Origin of the sequence: Escherichia sp. WS1451, assembly GCF_046487365.1 — a bacterium.
Lineage (GTDB): Bacteria > Pseudomonadota > Gammaproteobacteria > Enterobacterales > Enterobacteriaceae > Escherichia > Escherichia coli.
Genome location: NZ_JBJQJP010000001.1, coordinates 457,618 through 481,789 on the forward strand (window position 1 = coordinate 457,618; position 24,172 = coordinate 481,789).

29 protein-coding genes and 1 pseudogene are annotated in these 24,172 nt (G+C 45.5%); 17 read left to right on the forward strand and 13 right to left on the reverse strand.

Features of this window, described 5'->3' with window-relative positions; all coding sequences use genetic code 11:
* Positions 1–178 precede the first annotated feature (178 nt).
* Both bluR and bluF read right to left on the reverse strand, forming a co-directional pair.
* On the reverse strand, positions 179–910 hold the full coding sequence (bluR, locus tag ACJHX7_RS02325; RefSeq protein WP_000332300.1) for a DNA-binding transcriptional repressor BluR: 732 nt from the start codon (positions 908–910) through the stop codon (positions 179–181).
* Between the two features lie 204 nt (positions 911–1,114).
* A complete protein-coding gene (bluF, locus tag ACJHX7_RS02330) occupies positions 1,115–2,326 on the reverse strand; it encodes a blue light-responsive regulator BluF (protein WP_001330601.1) in 1,212 nt (403 codons plus the stop codon).
* Between the two features lie 313 nt (positions 2,327–2,639).
* Here bluF and ycgZ point away from each other — a divergent pair, with 313 nt between their 5' ends.
* The 7 genes from ycgZ to ACJHX7_RS02365 all read left to right on the forward strand — a co-directional run bounded on the left by ycgZ (position 2,640) and on the right by ACJHX7_RS02365 (position 9,100).
* Positions 2,640–2,876, forward strand: a complete 237-nt coding sequence (gene ycgZ, locus ACJHX7_RS02335; protein WP_000554149.1) for a regulatory protein YcgZ — start codon at positions 2,640–2,642, stop codon at positions 2,874–2,876.
* Between the two features lie 42 nt (positions 2,877–2,918).
* A complete protein-coding gene (locus ACJHX7_RS02340) occupies positions 2,919–3,191 on the forward strand; it encodes a hypothetical protein (protein ID WP_000858023.1) in 273 nt (90 codons plus the stop codon).
* 28 nt (positions 3,192–3,219) lie between these two features.
* Positions 3,220–3,486, forward strand: a complete 267-nt coding sequence (gene ariR, locus ACJHX7_RS02345) for a biofilm/acid-resistance regulator AriR (RefSeq protein ID WP_000888769.1) — start codon at positions 3,220–3,222, stop codon at positions 3,484–3,486.
* Positions 3,487–3,598: 112 nt separating this feature from the next.
* Entirely contained in the window at positions 3,599–3,847 is a 249-nt protein-coding gene (gene ymgC, locus ACJHX7_RS02350; RefSeq protein ID WP_001330600.1) for a protein YmgC, read from the forward strand.
* Between the two features lie 331 nt (positions 3,848–4,178).
* Complete coding sequence (locus ACJHX7_RS02355; RefSeq protein ID WP_012602364.1) at positions 4,179–5,702, forward strand: cyclic diguanylate phosphodiesterase; 1,524 nt, start codon at positions 4,179–4,181, stop codon at positions 5,700–5,702.
* Positions 5,703–5,833: 131 nt separating this feature from the next.
* On the forward strand, positions 5,834–6,052 hold the full coding sequence (gene ymgF, locus ACJHX7_RS02360; protein WP_001065862.1) for a cell division-associated protein YmgF: 219 nt from the start codon (positions 5,834–5,836) through the stop codon (positions 6,050–6,052).
* A 399-nt stretch (positions 6,053–6,451) separates the two neighbouring features.
* Complete coding sequence (locus ACJHX7_RS02365) at positions 6,452–9,100, forward strand: ECIAI39_1904 family autotransporter adhesin (protein WP_000768535.1); 2,649 nt, start codon at positions 6,452–6,454, stop codon at positions 9,098–9,100.
* Positions 9,101–9,157: 57 nt separating this feature from the next.
* Here ACJHX7_RS02365 and ACJHX7_RS02370 read toward each other — a convergent pair whose 3' ends face one another.
* The 3 genes from ACJHX7_RS02370 to ACJHX7_RS02380 are packed head-to-tail and all read right to left on the reverse strand — an operon-like array spanning position 9,158 to position 10,016.
* Entirely contained in the window at positions 9,158–9,493 is a 336-nt protein-coding gene (locus ACJHX7_RS02370) for a YmgD family protein (protein WP_000979980.1), read from the reverse strand.
* Positions 9,494–9,496: 3 nt separating this feature from the next.
* A complete protein-coding gene (locus tag ACJHX7_RS02375; RefSeq protein ID WP_000726974.1) occupies positions 9,497–9,841 on the reverse strand; it encodes a YMGG-like glycine zipper-containing protein in 345 nt (114 codons plus the stop codon).
* Position 9,842: 1 nt separating this feature from the next.
* The gene (locus ACJHX7_RS02380) at positions 9,843–10,016 is read right to left on the reverse strand and encodes a hypothetical protein (protein WP_000120097.1); all 174 of its coding nucleotides are present in this window, start codon (positions 10,014–10,016) and stop codon (positions 9,843–9,845) included.
* A 100-nt stretch (positions 10,017–10,116) separates the two neighbouring features.
* On the opposite strand from ACJHX7_RS02380, the gene ACJHX7_RS02385 reads away from it, so the two are divergent.
* The 3 genes and pseudogenes from ACJHX7_RS02385 to ACJHX7_RS02395 all read left to right on the forward strand — a co-directional run.
* Positions 10,117–10,302, forward strand: coding sequence for a hypothetical protein (locus tag ACJHX7_RS02385; RefSeq protein ID WP_001330597.1), 186 nt, complete (start codon positions 10,117–10,119; stop codon positions 10,300–10,302).
* Positions 10,263–10,382 carry an ATPase gene (locus ACJHX7_RS02390; protein ID WP_071987222.1) on the forward strand — a complete coding sequence of 40 codons (120 nt, stop codon included), beginning with the start codon at positions 10,263–10,265 and terminating at the stop codon, positions 10,380–10,382. The genes ACJHX7_RS02385 and ACJHX7_RS02390 overlap by 40 nt, the downstream gene beginning before the upstream one ends.
* A gap of 34 nt (positions 10,383–10,416) precedes the next feature.
* A pseudogene (locus ACJHX7_RS02395) lies at positions 10,417–10,761 on the forward strand (autotransporter outer membrane beta-barrel domain-containing protein); the annotation flags it as partial.
* A gap of 369 nt (positions 10,762–11,130) precedes the next feature.
* Here ACJHX7_RS02395 and minE read toward each other — a convergent pair.
* From minE to minC, 3 genes are read right to left on the reverse strand one after another with little or no spacing between them, the layout of a single operon-like run.
* Positions 11,131–11,397 carry a cell division topological specificity factor MinE gene (gene minE / locus ACJHX7_RS02400; RefSeq protein WP_001185665.1) on the reverse strand — a complete coding sequence of 89 codons (267 nt, stop codon included), beginning with the start codon at positions 11,395–11,397 and terminating at the stop codon, positions 11,131–11,133.
* Positions 11,398–11,400: 3 nt separating this feature from the next.
* Complete coding sequence (minD, locus tag ACJHX7_RS02405; RefSeq protein ID WP_000101055.1) at positions 11,401–12,213, reverse strand: septum site-determining protein MinD; 813 nt, start codon at positions 12,211–12,213, stop codon at positions 11,401–11,403.
* A gap of 23 nt (positions 12,214–12,236) precedes the next feature.
* Positions 12,237–12,932 (reverse strand): septum site-determining protein MinC, encoded by a 696-nt coding sequence (minC, locus tag ACJHX7_RS02410; RefSeq protein WP_000072536.1) that lies wholly within the window; start codon positions 12,930–12,932, stop codon positions 12,237–12,239.
* A 519-nt stretch (positions 12,933–13,451) separates the two neighbouring features.
* Here minC and ACJHX7_RS02415 point away from each other — a divergent pair.
* Positions 13,452–13,820 (forward strand): YcgJ family protein, encoded by a 369-nt coding sequence (locus ACJHX7_RS02415; RefSeq protein ID WP_094030203.1) that lies wholly within the window; start codon positions 13,452–13,454, stop codon positions 13,818–13,820.
* Positions 13,821–13,939: 119 nt separating this feature from the next.
* Here the strand turns inward: ACJHX7_RS02415 and pliG are convergent, their stop codons facing one another.
* Positions 13,940–14,341 (reverse strand): g-type lysoyme inhibitor PliG, encoded by a 402-nt coding sequence (pliG, locus tag ACJHX7_RS02420; protein ID WP_000693755.1) that lies wholly within the window; start codon positions 14,339–14,341, stop codon positions 13,940–13,942.
* A 242-nt stretch (positions 14,342–14,583) separates the two neighbouring features.
* On the opposite strand from pliG, the gene ACJHX7_RS02425 reads away from it, so the two are divergent.
* The 3 genes from ACJHX7_RS02425 (at position 14,584) to ACJHX7_RS02435 (ending at position 16,146) form a co-directional block, all read left to right on the forward strand.
* A complete protein-coding gene (locus ACJHX7_RS02425; protein WP_001295992.1) occupies positions 14,584–14,877 on the forward strand; it encodes a YcgL domain-containing protein in 294 nt (97 codons plus the stop codon).
* A 71-nt stretch (positions 14,878–14,948) separates the two neighbouring features.
* The gene (locus ACJHX7_RS02430; protein WP_000284277.1) at positions 14,949–15,608 is read left to right on the forward strand and encodes a fumarylacetoacetate hydrolase family protein; all 660 of its coding nucleotides are present in this window, start codon (positions 14,949–14,951) and stop codon (positions 15,606–15,608) included.
* A 91-nt stretch (positions 15,609–15,699) separates the two neighbouring features.
* Complete coding sequence (locus tag ACJHX7_RS02435; RefSeq protein ID WP_001306825.1) at positions 15,700–16,146, forward strand: YcgN family cysteine cluster protein; 447 nt, start codon at positions 15,700–15,702, stop codon at positions 16,144–16,146.
* 206 nt (positions 16,147–16,352) lie between these two features.
* On the opposite strand, the gene hlyE is transcribed toward ACJHX7_RS02435, so the two are convergent.
* Positions 16,353–17,264: a hemolysin HlyE gene (gene hlyE, locus ACJHX7_RS02440; RefSeq protein ID WP_001306826.1), complete on the reverse strand. Its 912-nt coding sequence runs from the start codon at positions 17,262–17,264 to the stop codon at positions 16,353–16,355.
* A 371-nt stretch (positions 17,265–17,635) separates the two neighbouring features.
* Here hlyE and ACJHX7_RS02445 point away from each other — a divergent pair, with 371 nt between their 5' ends.
* Together ACJHX7_RS02445 and umuC are read left to right on the forward strand one after the other, a co-directional pair.
* Positions 17,636–18,055, forward strand: coding sequence for a translesion error-prone DNA polymerase V autoproteolytic subunit (locus ACJHX7_RS02445; RefSeq protein WP_094030202.1), 420 nt, complete (start codon positions 17,636–17,638; stop codon positions 18,053–18,055).
* Entirely contained in the window at positions 18,055–19,323 is a 1,269-nt protein-coding gene (umuC, locus tag ACJHX7_RS02450; RefSeq protein WP_000457628.1) for a DNA polymerase V catalytic protein, read from the forward strand. Before ACJHX7_RS02445 ends, umuC begins: the two co-directional genes overlap by 1 nt.
* A gap of 45 nt (positions 19,324–19,368) precedes the next feature.
* Here umuC and dsbB read toward each other — a convergent pair whose 3' ends face one another.
* Complete coding sequence (gene dsbB, locus ACJHX7_RS02455) at positions 19,369–19,899, reverse strand: disulfide bond formation protein DsbB (protein ID WP_000943460.1); 531 nt, start codon at positions 19,897–19,899, stop codon at positions 19,369–19,371.
* 145 nt (positions 19,900–20,044) lie between these two features.
* The gene (gene nhaB, locus ACJHX7_RS02460; protein ID WP_000406371.1) at positions 20,045–21,586 is read right to left on the reverse strand and encodes a Na(+)/H(+) antiporter NhaB; all 1,542 of its coding nucleotides are present in this window, start codon (positions 21,584–21,586) and stop codon (positions 20,045–20,047) included.
* A gap of 222 nt (positions 21,587–21,808) precedes the next feature.
* Between nhaB and fadR the strand changes: the two genes are divergently transcribed.
* Complete coding sequence (gene fadR / locus ACJHX7_RS02465) at positions 21,809–22,528, forward strand: fatty acid metabolism transcriptional regulator FadR (protein WP_000234823.1); 720 nt, start codon at positions 21,809–21,811, stop codon at positions 22,526–22,528.
* A gap of 51 nt (positions 22,529–22,579) precedes the next feature.
* Here the strand turns inward: fadR and ACJHX7_RS02470 are convergent, their stop codons facing one another.
* Positions 22,580–24,112: a SpoVR family protein gene (locus ACJHX7_RS02470; protein WP_000190853.1), complete on the reverse strand. Its 1,533-nt coding sequence runs from the start codon at positions 24,110–24,112 to the stop codon at positions 22,580–22,582.
* Positions 24,113–24,172: the final 60 nt, after the last annotated feature.

Genomic DNA, 24,172 nt, shown 5'->3' on the forward strand with positions numbered 1-24,172 from the left:
CACGATCGGTTTTACCACTTCAATCTGGTCTGTCCTTTGGCTGTGATATGTACAAAGTGTGAAAGGGGGATTACCTGAATTCTCCCGGTGAGCATTTTGTAATGGACCAGCTCCGGTACAAACGCTGTTGTGGGTTCAGATTATAACATTCTGTCTAAGGGGCGGGATAAAGGTGAAATTAGGGGGCATGGAAGATGACTTTATAACCTTGCTCACCCCAGTGTTGTAAAAGTTCGTTTTGCCTTCTCGTTGGTGCCATGCCTGTCCAGACAATTAATGTTTGCGTCGGGAACAGTTCCGGGCGCGGCGATTCAATGGGATCAGCAAGAACAGAAATGTGCCATCCTGACAATGATAAACGCCATGCTTCCAGCCACAATCGTGCTCTCTCTTCAACATTCCACGCCATCAGAATGGCTTCTTTACCGGGCTTACGGCGCATTTCGAAAAGCGAGGCTGCTGCGTATTCAATTAATGCGCCGTCAAACATACTGCTCATAATGCGGGAGGTGTTGTGATCAAGCACGAGACGCTGGCGAACAGGAAGGTAAACATGATTAATCAATTGATCTACTGGGTACTCTCGGCCCAGTGAAATAATTCTCGCGCGTAGTTTGGCAGGATTAGCCATACGAAGAATTGACATCATCTCTTCTTGCAGGCGGCTCCAGTCATCTTCCGTATCCTGGCTGGTGGTTTCCAGTAATGCTTTAACTTTGCCTACAGGGACGCCATTACTTATCCAACGCTTGATCTCTTCGATGCGTTGTATGTCTTCTTCATCAAAGAGTCGGTGTCCGCCTTCACTGCGCTGTGGTTTTAACAAACCGTAGCGGCGTTGCCAGGCCCGGAGAGTGACAGGATTAATCCCGCAACGTTCAGCAACATCACCAATGCTGTAATAAGCCACAATTCCTCCTTGCGGTCACAAATCTCCGTCGCCTGTACACGACCCAATAATACTTTGTACAATATACGCTAAAATTGTACAAAGTATAAATAAGATTTCAGCTAAATTGAATGAAACATTATTTTTAATGTGGATTAAATTTAAACATAACGTATTCATTTTCACGATGATTTTCAGAAATCATACGAAATAATGTGCTGGAAATTATTTTTTCTCCGGCCACGCAACTGAAGGGATACCATTCAATTTAGCTTTCGCAAACAGATCTCCCTGAAACATCTCAATTCCTGCAGATTCAAGCCACATCCACTCTTCTGGTGTTGTCACACCCATAGCAGAGACTTGAATTTCAAGTGATGTACAGCATTTTATGATCGCTTGAATAATTGCCTGCCGTGGCCCGCTTTTATGAACATTGGTAATCAATTCCTGACTGATTTTAATTCTGTCAGGCTGGAAGCGTGACAGGAGTAACAAACCGGCAAAACCTGCGCCAAAATGATCAATTGCTACACTGATACCGGCAGCCTTAAGCGATTTAATCGCTTCTGCAAACTCATCAAACCGAGATATGACTTCACTTTCAGTAAATTCAACGATGATTTGTTCAGGCACCAGAGCATTGGCCTTTATTTCATCAAGTAAAAAAGAGACTGCGTCAGGTTCGTTAACCAGGGTCATAGGTAATAGATTGATTGAAATCATTTTATCACCGAGCTCAAGTGCGTGTGCCATCGCGAATGCAAGCGCCTTACTTTTGAGATCCGCTGTATAGATTTCCCCGTCTTTACGCTGCCCAACCGCTATAGCTGATGGGCTATCTTCATTTTTTTGCACAATGGCTTCAAAAGCGATTATCCGCCGCGATAAGGGATCGACAATAGGATGAAAGGCAAAGTGGTCGTTTATAGTTGGTGAAAGGGTACAGGAATCAAGTTCTTTATCAGATCCGTCAGCGATAAAAAGCCAGGAGTCTTCGGCAGGGATCTCGAAATAGGTTGCTTGTTCGGTTGCAAGGACAAAAGTACGAAAAAATTGCAGCGCTCTGTCATCATAAGTTAGCTGAAATTTTGATGTGCCTTTGTCGAATACGGCCTGTAAAACGTCATCTCGCTCGTGCAGGCGCAAATCAAATAATTCCATTCCCGCTTTGCCAAAACGGCGAGCAGGCGCGTAATCGCACATCAGCTCAACAATATTATAGTGCCGTGGATCCTGGCATATAGCCCGATATATCATTTTAACCTGTTCTTCCGGACCTTCCAGAAGCTGGAAAAAATGAGAACCATTAAACAGTAAGATCCCTGTTACGTCAGACTGCATGTTCCTGCGATTTGCTATCGAAACCATTTCTTCGATTTTTTTGACAGGTTCGTCGTCACGTATATGGCTACGATAAATAAGGGTGGTAAGCATTAACTGTCCAGGGTAATGGGAGAGGCGAGAGTAAGACGGTAACAGACATATCTTCCGGTGTCTTTCTTTTAATACCAAAACATAACTGTTTCTTTACATTGATAAAAAATGGAAAAAGTTGAAGATGAGTTGGCGAAAATTCTTGTATAGGTTGTTATTTAAATGATGCAATATTTTTTATCATAACCTGTTGTTTTGTATGTATTAGCACTAAATGCAAAAAATTAATTTATCATTTTGTACACATATTTCGTACAAGTTTGCTATTGTTACCTCACTTAACATTGATTAACATTTTTAACAGAGGCGTAGCATGCATCAAAATTCAGTGACTTTAGATTCTGCGGGAGCAATCACTCGTTACTTTGCAAAAGCTAACTTGCCTACTCAGCAGGAAACTCTCGGGGAAATTGTGACTGAGATTTTGAAAGATGGACGTAATCTGAGTCGAAAGTCGCTTTGTGCCAAACTTCTAGGCAGACTGGAACAAGCGACAGGGGAAGAGGAACAGAAACATTATAATGCACTAATTGGGTTGCTTTTTGAATAATGCAACAGCCTGATTATTTAACAGGTTAGCTATGAAGTCGTTATGAAGACATCTGATAATGAAAGTACAAAATATGAAATTACTGGCCAGGCGGTGCTCCAGATACTGCGCATGAAGATAAATTTTTCGTTGCAGACTCTTATTAAGCAATTACTCGTAATGAAATCTGTTGAGGAAAATGCTTTCCGACGAGATTTAATTGACAGCATAATTCGTGATTTTAGTAACAGTGATACAGGAGGGCCAAACAGAAGAACAGCGATAACTGACAATAAAAGTATTTTCAATGGTAAGAAAATAAACAGAATACATTAAAATTTCATAAGTAAGATGAGAGGTTACTATGCTTGAAGATACTACTATTCATAATGCAATAGCTGATAAAGCGTTATCAAGTTACTTTCGCAGTTCGGGTAATTTGTTAGAAGAAGAGTCAGCTGTGTTAGGGCAGGCTGTCACCAATTTAATGCTTTCAGGCGATAATGTTAATAATAAAAATATTATCTTAAGTCTGATACACTCCCTGGAAACAACAAATGATATCCTCAAAGCTGATGTGATCAGAAAAACACTGGAAATCGTGTTGCGATACACAGCGGATGATATGTGACTTTTAATTATTAAGTATAAATTTATAGAAAACTCATTCATCTTATTTTTGTCTGTCGCTTTAGACTATACACAGCATAATTTTATTGGGTTAATATTTCTACGAGGCTGACATGAATAATTCAATCCCAGAGAGATTTATTTTGCAATGTGCTTTGTTTAAAAATCTCGAGAGGGAGGTGTTCATGACGCATGGGTATGTTGATAGTTATATTATTGATCAGGCTTTACGCTTGCGTTTAAAAGATGAAACCAGTGTGATTCTTTCTGACCTCTATCTGCAAATATTGCAGTACATTGAAATGCATAAGACTACACTAACGGATATCATTATTAATGACAGGGAATCCGTGATCTCTTAGAACTTGAGTAAGGTTATAGAATAAACATCAGCTGTATTACCATGCTGGTGCAAAGTGAGCATTTCAGGCGTTATGCTTTCTTAATATGTCCGCAATATCAGGTGTCAAGAATGGAGAGTTCTCGCTCTCCATTCTTGACACCTGATATCCCGCCTAATTTATTTTATCCTATCTACATTATGCTCAATAATTAATGGGTTAGATCAAGATGGAGAAAATTTTATCTTCGGCGTGGATATTTCTTATGCTCTCTACCATGCTCTCTGTAGATGCCAGCGCGAGCGAATGAATGGCATTTTCATGTATTAAACCCTTTGGCCGGGACAAGCAAATGCGCAATACACTCATACCCATCCTCGTTGCGATATGCTTGTTTATAACCGGTGTCGCTATTTTGAACATCCAGCTCTGGTATTCCGCAAAAGCAGAGTACCTGGCGGGAGCGAGATATGCCGCCAACAATATCAATCATATACTTGAAGAAGCGTCACAGGCGACTCAAACAGCGGTTAACATTGCCGGGAAGGAATGCGACCTCGAGGAGCAATATCAGCTTGGCACTGAAGCAGCTCTGAAACCTCACCTGCGCACAATCATCATTCTCAAACAGGGAACGGTCTGGTGTACATCCTTACCGGGGAATCGGGTCCTGCTGTCTCGTATTCCTGTTTTCCCGGACAGTAATTTACTGTTGGCTCCGGCAATCGACACCGTTAATAGATTACCTATCCTGCTCTATCAGAGCCAATTTGCAGATACGCGCATTTTGGTTACGATAAGTGATCAGCATATTCGCGGGGCGCTTAATGTACCCTTGAAAGGGGTAAGGTATGTATTACGCGTGGCGGATGACATTATTGGACCTACGGGTGATGTGATGACGCTTAATGGACATTATCCCTATACCGAGAAGGTTCACTCCACAAAATATCATTTCACTATTATCTTTAACCCGCCACCACTCTTTAGCTTCTACAGACTTATCGATAAAGGCTTTGGGATATTGATATTTATTCTGTTAATCGCCTGCGCCGCTGCTTTGCTGCTTGATAGGTATTTCAATAAAAGCGCAACGCCTGAAGAGATCCTGCGACGGGCTATAAATAATGGGGAGATCGTCCCTTTTTACCAACCTGTGGTAAATGGTCGGGAAGGGACATTGCGGGGAGTTGAGGTGTTAGCCCGCTGGAAACAACCTCACGGTGGATATATATCACCCGCGGCATTTATTCCACTTGCTGAAAAATCCGGATTAATCGTTCCGCTTACGCAAAGCCTGATGAATCAGGTTGCCAGACAGATGAACGCTATCTCGAGTAAACTGCCGGAGGGTTTTCATATTGGAATTAATTTTAGCGCCTCGCATATTATTTCGCCGACGTTTGTCGACGAGTGCTTAAATTACCGTGACAGTTTTACCCGCCGCGATTTAAACCTCGTTCTGGAAGTCACCGAGCGTGAGCCATTAAATGTTGATGAAAGTCTGGTTCAGCGGTTGAACATTCTGCATGAAAATGGTTTTGTCATCGCGCTGGATGATTTCGGTACTGGCTACTCAGGGCTTTCTTATCTGCATGACCTGCATATTGATTATATCAAAATTGATCACAGTTTCGTTGGCCGCGTCAACGCAGACCCAGAATCAACCCGAATTCTGGATTGTGTATTGGATCTGGCGCGTAAACTTTCGATCAGTATCGTCGCTGAAGGTGTCGAAACGAAAGAACAACTTGATTATCTGAACCAAAATAATATCACATTTCAGCAGGGTTATTATTTCTATAAACCTGTTACATACATCGACCTGGTCAAAATTATCCTTTCTAAACCGAAGGTGAAGGTTGTGGTTGAGTGAAAATTGATCAGCAAGGCCATGGTGCGGTGTAATTATAGACAGCTAATTAGCTCGTTGCCTCTTGTTACTATTGTTCATTATTTTGTTTGCTATAATTGTTTGAAAGTTTTGACAGGATTGCCATTAGTAGCATGAACAATAGTAATAATCTGGATTATTTCACTCTCTATATCATCTTTTCCATTGCATTTATGCTGATCACTCTCCTGGTCATCCTTATTGCAAAACCCAGTACCGGGCTGGGAGAAGTGCTTGTGACGATAAATTTGCTTAATGCCCTTGTTTGGCTGGCGATCAATCTGGTTAATCGATTAAGGGAAAGACTCGTCAGCCACAGGGATCAGCACTAAACTTTCAGTTTCTCACTGTCAGTATGCGGCTGAATGGGTTGCTGGCAGTGAACGCCTGGGTCATTGAAGGAAAGGTATTATTGCGCAAATAGTTGTCAACCCTGGTGTTATCACAGTTGTTTTTATATATCATCGAAATAATTCCAATGGCAACTATTAATAATTTTGATGTCGAAGAGTTATTTGTTAAACAAATTCGTCACTCCAAAGTGATCAATGTCATGAAAATAAGGTGAAAAATGATAATGCTGACTTATTTATCATTTATGTATTGTCGCTGTTTATCTATTTAAATTTCTTGTGCTTTTGTTTTTGTCTTTACCCTCCGTTTTGGTAATCTGAACTCATAGGTTATTTGACCAGGAATGTTTGTTAATCCAATGAATGGATGGTTAATCTATGAAACTGAAAAAACTCCCCGGGTTTAGTTTGGGACTTATTGCTTTGGCGGTGGGTAATGCATATGCTGAACAGTTTATTCAGTACGATGAATATAAACATGCTGTGGCAATAAAAGATGGAGAAGTAAAAGATATTGATAATGCGCTAGTTATAACAACGGGTAATGGAAGTTACGGGGTATCTGTTGCAGGAGAGGGTAGCAATTTAACCATTAACAAAGGCGTCATTGTAACAACGGGTGGTTTATATCCTTCTGGCAATAGTCCTCTAAGCACAGTATATACAGCTAGCGCAGTCGTAAGTGAATATGGCGGTGCAGTTATTTTGCAGGGTAATAATACGATTGTCACAACGGGGGATTACTCAATTGGTTTGCTAAGTCAAACGAATGGAAACCTGAATACTGATACCATAATAAGAGTCAACACTGACGGTTCGGTTAACCCCCATTTATCTGACGAAGGTAATACTTTTATTGTTACTGCGGGTAATCACGCAGTCGGCGTTCTTGCTTGTGCATCTCCCGGAAGCGCGCGTGCGTGTGTATCTTCTCTTGATGAAGAAAGTACTGCCGATACAGGAAGTAATGAAAATAACGCCAAAGCAAAACTGGATATGGCAAAAGGGGAGATAACAACCCACGGAACAGAAAGTTATGCCGCTTACGCTAATGGCACTGTCGTCAAGGCGGGTAGCAAGCTTGATTATACCAATGCCAGCGTTACATTAACCGATGTTGATATTACCACGCATGGGGACAATGCTCATGCCATCGCTGCTCGCCAGGGGACTGTTTCATTTAACCAGGGAGAAATTCATACAACGGGTCCTGACGCCGCGATTGCTAAAATTTATAATGGCGGCAAGGTGACGCTGAAAAATACATCTGCAGTCGCGCATCAGGGGGCTGGAATTGTGCTGGAGTCTTCCATAAATGGTCAGGAAGCAACGGTAGATATTTTATCTGGTAGCTCACTACGGTCAGCAAATGAAATCCTCTACAATAAAAATGAGACGAGTAACGTGACCATTACGGATAGTGAGGTATCATCGGCTGCAGATGTTTTTATTAATAATATTAAAGGTCATTTGGCCATCGATGCATCTAATTCAAAAATAACGGGTTCAGCCAATCTTTCAACAGATGATAGCACTCATACCTATCTGTCGCTTTCAGATAATAGTACCTGGGATATTAAAACTGACTCAACGGTGAGCAAGCTCACGGTTGACAATAGTACGGTCTATATTTCCCGGGCAGATGGAAAGGCTTTCGAACCAACAAGATTAACAATAACTGAAAATTACGTTGGTAATAATGGCATATTGCATCTCAGAACTGAATTGGGTGATGATAATTCAGCTACGGATAAAGTCGTTATTAATGGAAATACCTCTGGAACAACCCGAGTTAAAGTTACCAATGCTGGCGGCAGCGGGGCTTACACGTTAAATGGGATAGAGATTATCAGCGTTGAGGGGGAATCAAATGGGGAATTTATTAAGGATTCGAGGATTTTCGCCGGTGCCTACGAATATTCATTAACCCGAGGTAATACCGAAGCGACCAATAAAAACTGGTATCTGACTAACTTCCAGGCAACGAGCGGCGGTGAAACAAACTCCGGAGGAAGTTCAGCGCCTACTGTTGCGCCTACCCCCGTTCTGCGCCCCGAAGCTGGAAGTTACGTCGCCAACCTGGCAGCCGCTAACACTCTTTTTGTTATGCGTCTGAACGATCGTGCAGGTGAAACGCGCTACATCGATCCTGTAACTGAACAGGAGCGTTCAAGCCGACTTTGGCTACGTCAAATTGGCGGGCATAATGCCTGGCGTGACAGCAACGGACAGTTGAGAACGACCTCGCATCGCTACGTCTCGCAGTTAGGGGCGGAGCTGTTAACCGGTGGTTTTACCGACAGTGACAGTTGGCGTTTGGGAGTGATGGCTGGTTATGCCCGCGACTACAACTCAACTCATTCCAGCGTGTCGGATTATCGTTCGAAAGGGAGTGTCAGAGGCTATAGCGCAGGGCTGTATGCCACCTGGTTTGCCGATGACATCAGTAAAAAAGGCGCATACATTGACGCCTGGGCGCAATATAGCTGGTTTAAAAACTCGGTGAAAGGAGATGAATTAGCCTATGAATCCTATAGCGCGAAAGGTGCAACCGTCTCGCTGGAAGCGGGTTACGGTTTTGCCCTGAATAAATCCTTTGGTCTGGAAGCGGCGAAATATACGTGGATCTTCCAGCCACAGGCACAGGCTATCTGGATGGGCGTCGATCATAATGCGCACACGGAAGCCAATGGCTCACGTATTGAGAATGACGCAAATAACAACTTCCAGACCCGACTTGGTTTCCGCACCTTTATTCGTACTCAGGAGAAAAACAGCGGTCCTCACGGTGACGACTTTGAACCTTTTGTTGAAATGAACTGGATCCATAACAGTAAAGATTTTGCTGTCTCAATGAATGGTGTGAAAGTCGAACAAGACGGGGCGCGTAATCTGGGGGAAATTAAACTTGGCGTAAATGGCAACCTGAATCCGGCGGCCAGTGTCTGGGGTAATGTGGGCGTGCAGCTGGGTGATAATGGCTACAATGACACCGCAGTGATGGTGGGCCTGAAATATAAGTTCTGATCCCGCCATTAGCTAAAAAACCGCGTCGATTTCATCGACGCGGTAACATATTAAATATTATTTTTTGCCGATAGTACGCATGGTGTCATCAATTGCCGTGATCAACAGCATTTGCGGGTCTTTAGCGCAAACCTGATTCAGTTTTTCTACCACTTTGGCGCTCAGTTCCGGAGATTGCTCAATTTTTAAATCACGGCTGGCAACGCTGGCATTACCCATTACCGCAACAATTTCTGCAACCTGTGCGCTGTCAGTTTTTGCCATTTCGTTGGCTTCTGCGCAAGTAATATAGGTTTCTGACGGCAAACCGTTTTTAATATTGTAGTCCTGCGCCCAGGTCATTGGTGCGAAAACAAACAGACCCGCCAGTAAAGCAAATTTTTTCATCATCATTCCTTATTTCATTTTACCCAGAATTGCACCACCCGTACCGCCAATCACGGCACCTTTAATCGCCCCTTCGAGGCCATTTCCGGTCAGAACGCCAGTGACAGCACCAACGGCGGCACCCACTTTTGCACCTTTACGCGCATTTTTACCGTCGCGGCCTTTTTCTGTTACTGCACCAACACCAGCGCCAACAGCTGCACCTTTCAGTACGCCATTAACACCATTGCCAGTAAGTAAACCAACGCCTGCGCCTAGCAATGCACCTTTCGTGGTGCGATTCATATCCGCCATCGCTGGCGTGGAGCAGAACAATGCTGAGATAAGCCCGAAGGCAAGTATTTTTTTCTTCAACTTAGATGTCCGGTATTAAGTAAGTTGCACACACAATAATTTCGTCTTCAATTAAGATCGGCTTAACTAAAGAACGCTCGCTATTATTCAGATAATTCAAAATGAGCGTGACTGTGATGATAGGAATTATGTTTTTTACGGGAATAAGAATAATCTCAAATGAGAAATAACTCATTGATTGACAATATTTTTATTCAAGAAGTGTCATTGAGTGTTAATACAATGTTGTAAAGGTAAGATAATCTGATTTATGAATATTATTGTGTGATTTTTATGTGAGCAGAAAATATTCATCAGCAATGATTACATTAGTCATTTTATTTTGTCGACGGCCTCATTGTCGAAAAATAAGCGTACAACAGTATTATCAGAAAAGAGTGATTTTTTATCCAACTACACTTCAGCGCACTGCGTTTAAAAAATGCCTCTTTCTTATGCGGGATATCATTATTTCATCATGATGTCTTTGGTGAGCGGTGAACACAATACACTTGCGCTGTCTCTTCAGGAGCAATCCCCTGGTCTGGTGCCTGCGGGCTGATGTTGCAGCAGAGCTAAGGTCGCTTAGACGCTACTATCATTTATCCAATGGCATGGAATCGAAATTAGTCGATACCCGCAGTATATATCGTGAACTGGGCGCAACGCTGAGTTACAACATGCGTCTGGGGAACGGCATGGAAGTTGAGCCGTGGCTGAAGGTGGCTGTGCGCAAAGAATTTGTCGATGATAACCGGGTGAAAGTGAATAATGACGGTAATTTTGTCAATAATTTGTCGGGCAGACGTGGAATATATCAGGCAGGTATTAAAGCCTCATTCAGCAGTTCGTTAAGCGGGCATCTCGGGGTGGGGTATAGCCATGGTGCCGGTGTGGAATCCCCGTGGAACGCGGTGGCTGGTGCGAACTGGTCGTTCTGACCATCAACGATTAAACTGCGCTTCGGCGCAGTTTTCGTTTACAGGGTGTTAAAAGGGAAAATTCTGCGGCAAAAAAAGCCCGCCAGTTACGGCGGGAAACCTCATCCTATGGGAGAACAATGAATAATGAAATTGCGGGGTTATCATCTCCCAGTATACCAATACTAACAATAAGGTTATTTACTCAGCCAGGTATAAACATTTTGTTCTGTGTGGGGGGAACGGCATTAAGGTGTAAAGGGGGGGGGGGAAGCAATGAGTAGCATCAGCAAGAATACTCGCCGCTCTTATCAAACGTGGATGAGGGGGATGAAAAACTCAAGGCAGAGATGACTCTGCCTTGAAGATAAATGCGCTTTTACAGCGGGCTTATTTCAGCTCTTCTGCTTCCGGCAAGGTCACGTTGAGCTCAAGAATAGAAATATCGCCATCTTTTTGCTCAAGCTGTACGGTTACCATCTCAGGATCAATTTGTACGTATTTACAAATGACCTCAAGAATATCTTTACGCAACTGCGGCAGATAATGCGGTTCTGCATCGCTGCGACGGCGTTCAGCAACAATAATCTGCAGCCGTTCTTTTGCAATGTTGGCCGTGTTTTTCTTCCGCGAGAGAAAGAAATCGAGTAATGCCATAACTTATCCTCCGAACAAGCGTTTGAGGAAGCCTTTCTTCTCTTCTTCAATGAAGCGGAAAGGACGTTCTTCTCCCAACAGACGTTCTACGGTATCTGCGTAGGCTTTACCCGCATCGGCGTTAATGTCGAGAATGACCGGTTCACCCTGGTTAGAGGCGCGCAATACTGATTGATCCTCAGGGATCACACCGACGAGTTTGATGCGCAGGATCTCCAGCACATCTTCCATGCTCAGCATGTCACCTCTGCTTACGCGGCCTGGGTTATAGCGCGTTAACAGCAGGTGCTCTTTAATAGGCTCTTCGCCATTTTCTGCGCGGCGTGATTTCGACGCCAGAATGCCTAAAATACGGTCAGAGTCGCGTACTGAGGAGACTTCCGGGTTGGTGGTAATAATGGCTTCGTCTGCAAAATAGAGTGCCATTAGCGCACCGGTCTCAATCCCTGCCGGGGAGTCGCAAACAATAAATTCAAAGTCCATCGCTTTCAGATCATCAAGAACTTTGGCGACCCCTTCACGGGTGAGGGCATCTTTATCGCGAGTTTGCGATGCCGGAAGAATATAGAGATTTTCAGTACGCTTATCTTTAATTAACGCCTGATTTAGCGTTGCATCGCCCTGAATGACGTTGACGAAATCGTAAACGACCCGACGTTCACAACCCATAATCAGGTCGAGATTACGCAGGCCGATATCAAAATCTATCACGACAGTTTTCTTTCCCTTCTGGGCCAAACCAGTGGCGATGGCCGCGCTGGAGGTTGTCTTACCAACACCCCCTTTGCCCGAAGTAACAACAATAATGCGTGCCATAGAAATTCCTTGTTAAAAAGGGATCAATTTAACGGTTGAACGGTCAAAGCGTTTTCAACTAACTGCAGTCGTGCCGCTTTGCCATAAAATTCTGCTGGGATTTGATCACTCAGCCAGTATTCACCTGCGATGGACACCAGTTCCGCCATCAGGTTCGTACAAAATATTTGCGTTTCCCGGTCACCACTTGCCCCTGCCAGCGCACGACCGCGCATCATGCCATAGACATGAATGTTACCATCGGCAATCAATTCGGCCCCAGCGCTAACGTGGCTTGTAACAATCAGATCACATTGTGGAGCATAAATACGCTGACCGGAACGCACCGGGGTATCTATTAAACGCGTTTTTGTGACCGGCGTTGTATTTTGCGCTGGAGCCTGCGGTGCGGGAGCTGGACGCGGCGCTTTTTCCTTTCCTTCCGTCAGGATAGGCAGCCCCATCTTTTCAATTTCGGCTTTAAGTTGCGCATCTTTGCAGCCACTTACGCCAATAACCCGCAAACCGGTTGCCGAAACCGCCTTATGCATCGCTGACCAGTTTACCGGGTCTTCCAGTGCACTGACGTTGAGTACAACGGGGGCATGTTTTAAAAATGCGGGGGCCTGAGCGATTTTGTCTTCCAGCGCCTGATGGATAACCTTAGGTTCTGCCTCATGCAGATGAACCACAGATAAAGTGAAGCTACTGCCTTTAAGCTCGATTGGCGTGTTTGACATCCTGGCCTTACTCAATTAGCTATTAATCATCGCCAGCGCGCGATGATGTTCCGAAGACTATAAGGCATGTTATAGTCTGGATTATATTGAGGCAAGTCACCCTCCCATTTATTCAGAGTAAAAGTCTATTCTGTGATAAATGGCGCTGATACATAGCTTAAAAAATACCCTTGTCAATCAACCCATTGCCGTCGTACTTTTGATTGTTCTTATTTACGCTTCCTTTTTCCGCACCCTAATCGTAACAGCATCTTCAGACCTGTTTAAATATCCAGTATTGAGGCGAGTGTATTTTTTCACCACGCCAGGCTTTCTTAACTTTCCATTTTTTGCGGCATCATTAAAGAACAGATACCCGTTATCTTAATATCCGCCACAGAATTGCTCTATCATAGAAACCGCAGAAGACGTCTGATACTTCTGTCAGGTCATCGTAACTCGTCCAGGTCAGCGGTTTTGATTACGGATTGATGATGAAATGAGCATAAGTGTTGTACGGTTGGATTATCAGGATGTGCTATGAATATGATGCGTATTTTTTATATCGGATTGTCAGGTGTGGGGATGATGTTCTCATCAATGGCGTCTGGAAATGACGCTGGCGGACTTCAATCTCCTGCGTGTGGCGTTGTTTGCGACCCGTATATTTGTGTGAACTCAGATGGCATTTCCCCAGAGTTAACAAGGAAATATCTCGGCGAAAAAGCCGCTGAAAACTTACAATCAGTACAAGGTTACGATCCCAGCGAATTTACATTCTCTAACGGTGTATTTTGCGATGTTAAAGAAAAATTATGTCGTGATGAACGTTATTTTGGTGTGGATGGTAAGCGGAGTGGAAAAATCAATCAAACCACCACAAAGATGTTATTTATGTGTCGTGAGTGATGTCTTGTTTACATTATGTTCTATTCGGCATTGTCTGCTATTCGTCATTAACCTCTTGAGCGACAGAGAGGAGTGGGGCGTTAACGTTTATGACGGGGAGAGTCCCCGTCGGTTGACATTTACTTAATTTGAATATCGACGTTATATTTTTTAGTTTTGTTTTTACGGGCGTCGTTTCGGGTTTGCAGCACTCGCAGCTCATATTTGCCAGAAGCAGGGAGTGAGTATTGTCCGTGACTATCGAGTTCTGGGGAATATCTGGATAAATCAACAGAATCATCGATTCCTGGCCCGAAGAGGTAAGTATCAGCGCCTTCATTAGAGATACTCACATGCACTTTCTGACCTTTTTTGGCATAGAAGGTATATGTATCGTAATCGTATCCCTTTATTTCGCCGGAGTACTGAGCGCTGCTATGGCCTTTTCTGAACTCAACATTGACATTCTTACCCGCAGCAAAGCTCGTGGAGGTTAGCAGTGCAAGTAACAATACAGCCTTACTGATGCCCTTAATTTTCATTGGTAGTCTCCTGTTCAGAATGAGTACGATGAACTGTTATAATATAACAATTCATCACAGGAGAATTCCAGTGGCTTTCCTGCGTTCGGTTAAATCCCGGCGCGGCATTTTTGCCGGGGGGGATTACTTATAAAGGGGGCATGGACTGAACAAACCGTAGGAATCTACAGCTGGCTGGCTTGTGGCGCGGGTTTCATTGATGTTAGCTTATGCCAAAACCTGGCATCTTAAAGAGTAAAAGTATGTTTTGTGTGATTTATCGAAGCAGCAAGCGTGATCAGACCTATTTATATGTCGAAAAAAAAGACGATTTTTCGCGTGTTCCTGAGGAACTGATGAAAGGTTTTGGTCAGCCTCAGTTAGCGATGATTCTTCCGCTGGATGGGCGGAAGAAACTGGTCAATGCCGATATTGAAAAGGTTAAACAGGCATTAACCGAGCAAGGTTACTATTTGCAGTTACCGCCACCACCCGAAGATTTGCTGAAGCAACATCTTTCCGTCATGGGGCAGAAAACAGACGACACGAACAAATAACCGATATCCGGCGGTGGCATTATCTTTGTCGGCGCGGGTTTTCATATCCACGATAAGGTGAGGGGAACGTTATGTATCAACATCACAACTGGCAAGGTGCGCTGCTGGATTATCCGGTGAGTAAAGTAGTCTGTGTTGGCAGTAACTATGCCAAACATATTAAAGAGATGGGCAGCGCAGTGCCCGAAGAGCCAGTGCTGTTTATTAAACCAGAAACGGCACTGTGCGATCTGCGGCAGCCATTGGCGATCCCATCCGATTTCGGTTCAGTTCATCATGAAGTCGAACTGGCGGTGTTGATTGGCGCGACGCTGCGTCAGGCTACGGAAGAGCATGTCCGCAAAGCCATTGCCGGTTACGGCGTGGCGCTTGATCTGACATTGCGTGATGTTCAGGGAAAAATGAAGAAAGCCGGGCAGCCGTGGGAAAAGGCTAAAGCGTTTGATAACTCTTGTCCGCTTTCCGGGTTTATTCCCGCGGCGGAATTTACCGGCGATCCACAAAATACAACGCTGGGCCTGAGCGTAAACGGCGAACAACGCCAGCAAGGTACGACTGCGGACATGATCCATAAAATCGTTCCGCTGATCGCTTATATGAGCAAGTTCTTTACTCTCAAGGCCGGTGACGTTGTGCTGACAGGCACGCCTGATGGCGTCGGCCCGTTGCAAAGCGGTGATGAGCTGACAGTCACTTTCGATGGGCATTCTTTGACAACTCGCGTTTTGTAATACTTTTTGCCGCCTGAAAGCGGCGGCAAAACTTGCATCGCTGTGCCAGACTGGTTATAAGGTGCGTTTTAACGTAATGGCGGAACACCTGATGAGCGATGTACCTTTCTGGCAAAGTAAAACCCTGGACGAAATGAGCGATGCGGAATGGGAGTCGTTGTGTGATGGTTGCGGTCAGTGTTGCCTGCATAAACTGATGGATGAAGACACCGACGAAATCTACTTCACTAACGTCGCCTGTCGCCAGCTCAATATTAAAACCTGTCAATGTCGGAACTACGAACGTCGTTTCGAGTTTGAACCTGACTGCATTAAATTAACCCGTGAAAATCTGCCAACATTCGAATGGCTGCCAATGACCTGCGCTTATCGCTTGCTGGCGGAAGGTAAAGATTTACCTGCGTGGCATCCGCTGCTTACTGGTTCGAAAGCGGCAATGCATGGCGAACGTATCTCTGTGCGTCATATCGCAGTGAAAGAATCAGAAGTGATTGACTGGCAGGATCATATCTTAAATAAACCTGACTGGGCGCAGTGATAAATTTAATAGATGTTGATGGGGGCTTTCTTAATATACGTCTGGATACTCGCCATTTCGTAGCCCTGTTTTTGAAAGCGCTCTGTCATAATGAGAGTTACCCGATACCTTATTATCAACAGGTAACTCTCAATCTTTAAAAAACGTCTGTATTTTTAAATGTGATAAACTTTATACCTTGAGTACATGGAGAGAATAATCGCTTATCAGACTTCAGGTACCTCAAAGAGTGTCTTCTTACCGTGTCTTTTCTGATACTCATTACAGGTGTTAATCATTTTTTTTGCCGCTTCTTTTAGCAAAGAAAGCATTAAATCATCATAATCAACGTAGAATCTGGTTGTTTCAGTTTCCGTTTTTATCTCCCCGATGGCGGCTATTTCGGTGGTTAATTTCAATTTGGCGGCATCGATATCTTTATTCGCTTGTTTAACCGTGTTAGACAGGGTGGTAAAGAAACTCTGCACAGATTTTAACTTGTTCTTCAATTCTGGAATCAGTTTCCCTTCAACTACGCCCGCAGCAATAGAATAGGAAATGATTAAACCAAATGGACCGGCGACGACACCGGCTGCGGCACCGGCATACGCTTCCTTCCTGATTTTATCTACCTGTGACTGGAAATAGCTGCTTTTTTCTGAAAAATCATTGGTTAACTGGCTATCTAACGCCAGCAGTTTTCCGGAAGCGTTGTTGAAACTTTGTGAGCTTACCAGCAGAGATTTTTGCGCTTCATTCAGCTTCGTGATGCCGTCATCCAGTACCTTAATGAGAATGTCTTTCTGGGCGGATGCTTTCTTCTCATTGTACTCATCAAATAGCAAAATATATGCTGCGAGCAATTGTGTCGCAACACCACACCATTCATACACCGTTTGGGTTGCTTCAAAATACTTATCCTGGCTATCCATAAGTAAGGTTTTAATATCGCCAACTAAAACGGAGGCTGCCTGTGAATACTCCTGTTTAAAGCGACTTAACTCTTTTATGGTTTCATCGAAGGTCTGCCAGGGGATGACCTGATCGAGATATTTATTATAAAGGTCTAATGCTCCATCTGCGGTTTCGATTGCGTTTTTAACTACCTCTACCGTTTTATCTGCAACGATTTCAGTCATAATCATTCGCCTCTTTAAATATATAAATTGTAATGAAACTCCTGTTTTACAACTATTAAAGAATTTTACTTCATCTAATTCATAGTTAGGCGGGCGGGATGCGTCAATGTCTTTATTTCTATTAATATGATAAATATCAAACAATGTTTAATGTCATTATGGCTGATGCTTCTATTCTATCTTTTAGCCGGGTGATATTTTTCATTTCTGCTGGATGAGCGTCGTCGCCAGAAGGCGCGTGAGCACAGGATAAGAGAACGAAAAATCAGCAGTCTATGCAGCGACAAATATTGATAGCCTGAATCAGTATTGATCTGCTGGTAAGAACAGACTACTGTATATAAAAACAGTATAACTTCAGGCAGATTATTATGTTGTTTATCAAGCCTGCGGATCTCCGCGAAATTGTGACTTTTCCGCTATTTAGCGATCTTGTTCAGTGTGGCTTTCCTTCACCGGCCGCAGATTACATTGAACAGCGCATCGATCTGAATCAACTGTTGATCCAGCATCCCAGCGCGACTTACTTCGTCAAAGCAAGTGGTGATTCTATGATGGATGGTGGAATTAGTGACGGTGATTTACTGATTGTCGATAGCGCTATTACCGCCAGCCATGGTGATATTGTCATCGCTGCTGTTGACGGCGAGTTTACGGTGAAAAAATTGCAACTACGCCCGACGGTACAGCTTATTCCCATGAACAGCGCGTACTCGCCCATTACCATCAGTAGTGAAGATACGCTGGATGTCTTTGGTGTGGTGATCCACGTCGTTAAGGCGATGCGCTGATGTTTGCCCTCTGTGATGTAAACGCGTTTTATGCCAGCTGTGAGACGGTGTTTCGCCCTGATTTATGGGGTAAACCAGTGGTTGTGCTATCGAATAATGACGGTTGCGTTATCGCCCGAAACGCTGAGGCAAAGGCGCTGGGTGTTAAAATGGGCGATCCCTGGTTCAAACAAAAAGATCTGTTTCGTCGCTGTGGCGTGGTTTGCTTTAGCAGCAATTATGAGCTTTACGCAGACATGAGCAATCGGGTGATGTCGACGCTGGAAGAACTATCGCCCCGCGTCGAGATTTACAGTATTGATGAGGCATTCTGCGATCTGACCGGTGTGCGTAATTGTCGCGATCTGACTGATTTTGGCAGAGAAATTCGCGCAACGGTGCTACAACGTACCCATCTTACTGTTGGTGTGGGGATCGCCCAGACCAAAACGCTGGCTAAGCTTGCCAATCATGCGGCAAAAAAATGGCAGCGGCAGACGGGTGGGGTGGTGGATTTATCAAATCTGGAACGCCAGCGTAAATTAATGTCTGCTCTCCCCGTGGATGAAGTCTGGGGGATTGGACGGCGGATCAGCAAAAAACTGGATGCGATGGGGATCAAAACCGTTCTCGATTTGGCGGATACAGATATCCGGTTTATCCGTAAACATTTTAATGTCGTGCTCGAAAGAACGGTGCGTGAACTGCGCGGCGAACCCTGTTTGCAACTGGAAGAGTTTGCACCGACGAAGCAGGAAATTATCTGTTCCCGTTCGTTTGGTGAACGCATCACGGATTATACGTCGATGCGGCAGGCCATTTGTAGTTACGCTGCCCGGGCGGCGGAAAAACTTCGCAGCGAGCATCAATATTGTCGGTTTATCTCCACGTTTATTAAGACGTCACCATTTGCGCTCAATGAACCTTATTACGGCAATAGCGCGTCGGTAAAACTGCTGACGCCCACTCAGGACAGCAGGGATATCATTAACGCCGCTACGCGATCTCTGGATGCCATCTGGCAAGCGGGCCATCGCTACCAAAAAGCGGGCGTGATGCTGGGAGATTTCTTCAGTCAGGGAGTCGCGCAGCTCAATTTATTCGATGACAACGCACCGCGCCCCGGGAGTGAGCAATTGATGGCGGTAATGGATACGCTAAATGCTAAAGAGGGCAGAGGAACACTCTATTTTGCCGGGCAGGGGATCCAGCAACAATGGCAGATGAAGCGTGCCATGCTTTCACCACGTTATACAACGCGAAGTTCTGATTTACTGCGGGTCAAATAAACATAGTGGCAGGAAAAAAGCGCTCCCGCAGGAGCGCTGAATGGATTAGCGACCGAACAGATCACGTTTTTTCACTTTAAACGGCTGGGAAATCACCACCAGCACCGCGACAATCAGGTAAGCGATAAAAATACCGAGCAACCACTGCGGCATTTCCAGACCTAAAAAATCCCACTGACGCTCGGCGCAATCGCCAGAGGCGACAAACACTTGCGGCACCCATTTATCCAGCGGCAGCCATTCCGGGAAACGAACCATAAAATCACAGGTGGCAAACGGCGAAGGATAGAGCTGAAGCATGGTGTGCTCGTAAGTTAACTGCACACCGCGGAACGCACTATACAACCAGATAACCATCGCTACATAACGCAGCGGAGTTTTCGGGGCGATCGCGCCAATCAGCGCAGCACCCAGAACGCCGAATAATGCGCAGCGTTCATAAATACAGAGCACGCAAGGTTTCAGTAACATCACATGCTGGAACCACAGTGCCGTCAGTTCCAGTGCCAGAGCGGTAAACGCCATCAACAGCCACGCGCCCCGGCCTTGTGAACATTGGTTCAAAAATCGCAACATAATCATTTCCCTGCAATATGCATAGAGTGCGCAGTTTAAACCAATTCATTCGCTGCGCCACCAGGAGGCAGCAAAAATAGGACGCAATTGGACAATTATCGGGCGAAAAGACAAACCGGGCATTTATATGCCCGGTAATTTGTTATCAAAGCGTTGCTATCCAGCCCATTTGCATAAACCATTCGGTTACAGGGGCAAGCGTAAACTCAACACAGAGTAACCCGACAACCGTTAGTACGAGGGTGTAGGGAAGAGCCATCCATACCATGCGACCATAAGAGAGACGAATCAATGGCGCGAGTGCGGAGGTTAGCAGGAACAAGAACGCCGCCTGACCGTTCGGCGTAGCGACAGAGGGCAGATTGGTACCGGTATTAATGGCGACCGCCAGCAGCTCGTATTGCTTCAACGTGATAGCGCCACTTTCCATTGCCGCTTTCGCTTCGTTGATATAAATCGTCCCCACGAAGACGTTATCCGAAATGGATGACAGCAGACCGTTGAAAATATAGAACAGCGACAGCTGAGCATGTTCCGATGCCTGCAACACAAACTGAATAATCGGCGAAAACAGTTGTTGGTCGATAATCACCGCGACTACTGAGAAAAACACCGTCAACAGTGCGGTGAATGGCAGAGATTCGGTGAAGGCTTTACCGATAGCATGTTCATCGGTGACACCGGTCAATGATGTCGCCAGAATAATGACTGACAAACCAATCAAGCCAACTTCCGCCAGATGCAACGCCAGCGCAGTCACCAGCCAGACGCCAATAATCGCCTGGACAATCAGACGGATTTTATCCTGACGGGTACGCTGGTGGCGGCTTTGATCGTCAAACTGTTGCAGTACTTCGCGGACTTTCTCCGGCAGCGTTTCACCATAGCCAAACCAACGCAGCTTCTCTACCAGCAGGCAGGTTAACAGGCCACAAATCAGAACCGGAACGGTCACTGGCGACATGCGCAGGAAGAAATCGCCAAAATGCCAGCCAGCTGCTTTAGCGATGATCAAGTTCTGTGGTTCGCCCACCATGGTCATCACGCCGCCTAATGCGGTGCCGACACCTGCATGCATCATCAGGCTGCGCAAAAAGCCACGGAACTGTTCCAGAACCACTTTGTAATGCTTGTCGATATGACTATCGTCTTGCAGGTCGGTATCTTCGGTACGGGAAGAGGCAACACGATGATAAATACCATAAAAACCGACTGCGACGCTGATCACCACCGCCACGACGGTTAAGGCATCGAGGAACGCGGAGAGGAACGCCGCCGCCATGCAAAAAGAGAGCGACAGCAGCATTTTGGAGCGAATGCTTAGCAGCAAACGGGTAAATATGAACAGCAACAGCTGTTTCATAAAATAGATACCCGCCACCATAAACATCAGTAACAGCAAGACTTCAAGATTCGCCGCCACCTCTTCACGAACATGTTCCGCGCTGGTCATGCCGATGAATACCGCTTCGATAGCCAACAGACCACCGGGGAGCAGCGGATAGCATTTGAGGGCCATCGCCAGAGTGAAAATAAATTCCGCCACCAGCAGCCAACCGGCAACAAAGGGGCTGATGATGAAAATTAACGGATTAAGAATTAAGAAAATAATGAGGGCGAGTTTGTACCAGTCGGGGGACTGGCCCAAAAAGTTGCGCCATAGGGCACGGCCCCAGGAGATCTCCATGATGGTTTCCCTTACCTTAGAAATAATCAATGATGTTTTTATCTTAGAACGCAAAGCTTAACGGTCAGGAGGGGATCGAGGCAAGTGTTGATGGTCTGGAGAAAAGAGATGTAGAAAATGAAGCCTTGATCCCTTTTTTCTTCTTTTTGTGTGCTATCAGCGTAGATAGCCCTCTGGTATGATGAGTCCAACTTTGTTTTGCTGTGTTATGGAAATCTCACTATGGTCATTAAGGCGCAAAGCCCGGCGGGTTTCGCGGAAGAGTACATTATTGAAAGTATCTGGAATAACCGCTTCCCTCCCGGGACTATTTTGCCCGCAGAACGTGAACTTTCAGAATTAATTGGCGTAACGCGTACTACGTTACGTGAAGTGTTACAGCGTCTGGCACGAGATGGCTGGTTGACCATTCAACATGGCAAGCCGACGAAGGTGAATAATTTCTGGGAAACCTCCGGTTTAAATATCCTTGAAACGCTGGCGCGACTGGATCACGAAAGTGTGCCGCAGCTTATTGATAATTTGCTGTCGGTGCGTACCAATATTTCCACTATTTTTATTCGCACCGCGTTTCGTCAGCATCCCGATAAAGCGCAGGAAGTGCTGGCTACCGCTAATGAAGTGGCCGATCACGCCGATGCCTTTGCCGAGCTGGATTACAACATATTCCGCGGTCTGGCGTTTGCTTCCGGCAACCCGATTTACGGTCTGATCCTTAACGGGATGAAAGGGCTGTATACGCGCATTGGTCGTCACTATTTCGCCAATCCGGAAGCGCGCAGTCTGGCGCTGGGCTTCTACCACAAACTGTCGGCGTTGTGCAGTGAAGGCGCACACGATCAGGTATACGAAACAGTGCGTCGCTATGGGCATGAGAGCGGCGAGATTTGGCACCGGATGCAGAAAAATCTGCCGGGTGATTTAGCCATTCAGGGGCGATAATCCCTTCCGTTTAAAAAGCAAACCCCTCAAACGAGGGGTTTTTTGTTGTTTTTACAGATTTCCCATTCTCGGCGGGCAACGTTCCAGCAACTCGACGCTGCCGTCTTCGTTTTGCTGTTCCAGCATCACATCAAATCCCCACAGGCGATGCACATGCTTCAGTACTTCTTTGCGCCCCCGATCCAGCGGTGCGCGATTATGTGGAATGTAACGCAGCGTCAGCGAACGGTCGCCGCGCAAATCCACGTTCCAGATCTGAATATTCGGCTCCAGATTACTTAAATTATATTGCGACGATAACCGGTTACGGATCTCCCGATAACCTTCTTCATTATGAATAGCGGAAATCTCCAGATAATTATGCCGATCGTCGTCCAGCACGGTGAAGAAGCGGAAATCACGCATCACTTTCGGTGACAGGAACTGACTGATAAAGCTCTCATCTTTGAAATCACGCATCGCAAAATGTAATGTGTCCAGCCAGTCAGAACCGGCGATATCCGGGAACCAGTATTTGTCTTCTTCCGTTGGCGACTGACAAATCCGTTTAATATCCTGGAACATGGCGAACCCGAGGGCATACGGGTTGATGCCGCTGTACCACGGGCTGTTATAGGGCGGCTGGAAGACCACATTGGTGTGGCTGTGCAAAAACTCCAGCATAAAACGTTCCGTTACTTTCCCTTCATCATACAGATGGTTAAGGATGGTGTAGTGCCAGAAGGTCGCCCAGCCTTCGTTCATCACCTGAGTCTGTTTTTGCGGATAAAAATACTGGCTCACCTTACGCACAATACGCAGAATTTCACGCTGCCATGATTCCAGCAGTGGCGCATTTTTCTCCATAAAATAGAGCAGGTTTTCTTGTGGCTCGGACGGATAGCGGCGCGCTTCAGCAACCGTTTTCTCTTCCTCGCGCTTCGGCAGGGTACGCCAGAGCATATTGACCTGACTTTGCAAGTACTCTTCGCGGCTTTTCTGCCGGGCTTTCTCCTCTTGCAGCGAGATTTTTTGTGGGCGTTTATACCGGTCCACGCCGTAGTTCATCAGCGCATGGCACGAGTCCAGCAGCCGTTCTACTTCATCCACACCATAGCGCTCTTCGCACTCGGTAATATATTTACGGGCAAAAATCAGATAATCGACAATCGAACTGGCGTCGGTCCAGCTACGGAATAAGTAATTGTTTTTGAAGAAAGAGTTATGCCCATAGCAGGCGTGTGCCATCACCAGCGCTTGCATGGTAATGGTGTTTTCTTCCATCAGGTAAGCGATACACGGGTTAGAGTTAATGACGATTTCATAGGCCAGTCCTTGCTGACCGTGCTTATACAGCCGTTCAGTCTCGATAAACTTTTTACCGAATGACCAGTGCGGATAGTTAATTGGCATGCCGACGCTGGAGTAGGCATCCATCATCTGTTCTGAGGTTATCACTTCAATCTGGTGCGGGTAGGTATCCAGCCGGTAGAGTTTCGCCACCCGGTCTATCTCTGCCAGATAAACATCCAGCAGGTCGAACGTCCAGTCGGGTCCATCGCTCAAACGTGTGGTGTCCTTATTCATAGAATCGATCGTCGCCATACGCGCACCTCATTGTTGTCGGCGCTCTCTGTGTGGAGCACCTCATTTCAAGCATAGAAC

Coding starts and splice junctions, on each gene's coding strand:
- bluF (WP_001330601.1), bottom strand. CDS start 2,326: ATGCTTACCACCCTTATTTATCGTAGCCATATACGTGACGACGAACCT.
- ycgZ (WP_000554149.1), top strand. CDS start 2,640: ATGCATCAAAATTCAGTGACTTTAGATTCTGCGGGAGCAATCACTCGT.
- ACJHX7_RS02340 (WP_000858023.1), top strand. CDS start 2,919: ATGAAGACATCTGATAATGAAAGTACAAAATATGAAATTACTGGCCAG.
- ariR (WP_000888769.1), top strand. CDS start 3,220: ATGCTTGAAGATACTACTATTCATAATGCAATAGCTGATAAAGCGTTA.
- ymgC (WP_001330600.1), top strand. CDS start 3,599: ATGAATAATTCAATCCCAGAGAGATTTATTTTGCAATGTGCTTTGTTT.
- ACJHX7_RS02355 (WP_012602364.1), top strand. CDS start 4,179: ATGCGCAATACACTCATACCCATCCTCGTTGCGATATGCTTGTTTATA.
- ymgF (WP_001065862.1), top strand. CDS start 5,834: ATGAACAATAGTAATAATCTGGATTATTTCACTCTCTATATCATCTTT.
- ACJHX7_RS02365 (WP_000768535.1), top strand. CDS start 6,452: ATGAAACTGAAAAAACTCCCCGGGTTTAGTTTGGGACTTATTGCTTTG.
- ACJHX7_RS02370 (WP_000979980.1), bottom strand. CDS start 9,493: ATGATGATGAAAAAATTTGCTTTACTGGCGGGTCTGTTTGTTTTCGCA.
- ACJHX7_RS02380 (WP_000120097.1), bottom strand. CDS start 10,016: ATGAGTTATTTCTCATTTGAGATTATTCTTATTCCCGTAAAAAACATA.
- ACJHX7_RS02390 (WP_071987222.1), top strand. CDS start 10,263: ATGCCTCTTTCTTATGCGGGATATCATTATTTCATCATGATGTCTTTG.
- minE (WP_001185665.1), bottom strand. CDS start 11,397: ATGGCATTACTCGATTTCTTTCTCTCGCGGAAGAAAAACACGGCCAAC.
- minD (WP_000101055.1), bottom strand. CDS start 12,213: ATGGCACGCATTATTGTTGTTACTTCGGGCAAAGGGGGTGTTGGTAAG.
- minC (WP_000072536.1), bottom strand. CDS start 12,932: ATGTCAAACACGCCAATCGAGCTTAAAGGCAGTAGCTTCACTTTATCT.
- ACJHX7_RS02415 (WP_094030203.1), top strand. CDS start 13,452: ATGAATATGATGCGTATTTTTTATATCGGATTGTCAGGTGTGGGGATG.
- pliG (WP_000693755.1), bottom strand. CDS start 14,341: ATGAAAATTAAGGGCATCAGTAAGGCTGTATTGTTACTTGCACTGCTA.
- ACJHX7_RS02425 (WP_001295992.1), top strand. CDS start 14,584: ATGTTTTGTGTGATTTATCGAAGCAGCAAGCGTGATCAGACCTATTTA.
- ACJHX7_RS02430 (WP_000284277.1), top strand. CDS start 14,949: ATGTATCAACATCACAACTGGCAAGGTGCGCTGCTGGATTATCCGGTG.
- ACJHX7_RS02435 (WP_001306825.1), top strand. CDS start 15,700: ATGAGCGATGTACCTTTCTGGCAAAGTAAAACCCTGGACGAAATGAGC.
- hlyE (WP_001306826.1), bottom strand. CDS start 17,264: ATGACTGAAATCGTTGCAGATAAAACGGTAGAGGTAGTTAAAAACGCA.
- ACJHX7_RS02445 (WP_094030202.1), top strand. CDS start 17,636: ATGTTGTTTATCAAGCCTGCGGATCTCCGCGAAATTGTGACTTTTCCG.
- umuC (WP_000457628.1), top strand. CDS start 18,055: ATGTTTGCCCTCTGTGATGTAAACGCGTTTTATGCCAGCTGTGAGACG.
- dsbB (WP_000943460.1), bottom strand. CDS start 19,899: ATGTTGCGATTTTTGAACCAATGTTCACAAGGCCGGGGCGCGTGGCTG.
- nhaB (WP_000406371.1), bottom strand. CDS start 21,586: ATGGAGATCTCCTGGGGCCGTGCCCTATGGCGCAACTTTTTGGGCCAG.
- fadR (WP_000234823.1), top strand. CDS start 21,809: ATGGTCATTAAGGCGCAAAGCCCGGCGGGTTTCGCGGAAGAGTACATT.
- ACJHX7_RS02470 (WP_000190853.1), bottom strand. CDS start 24,112: ATGGCGACGATCGATTCTATGAATAAGGACACCACACGTTTGAGCGAT.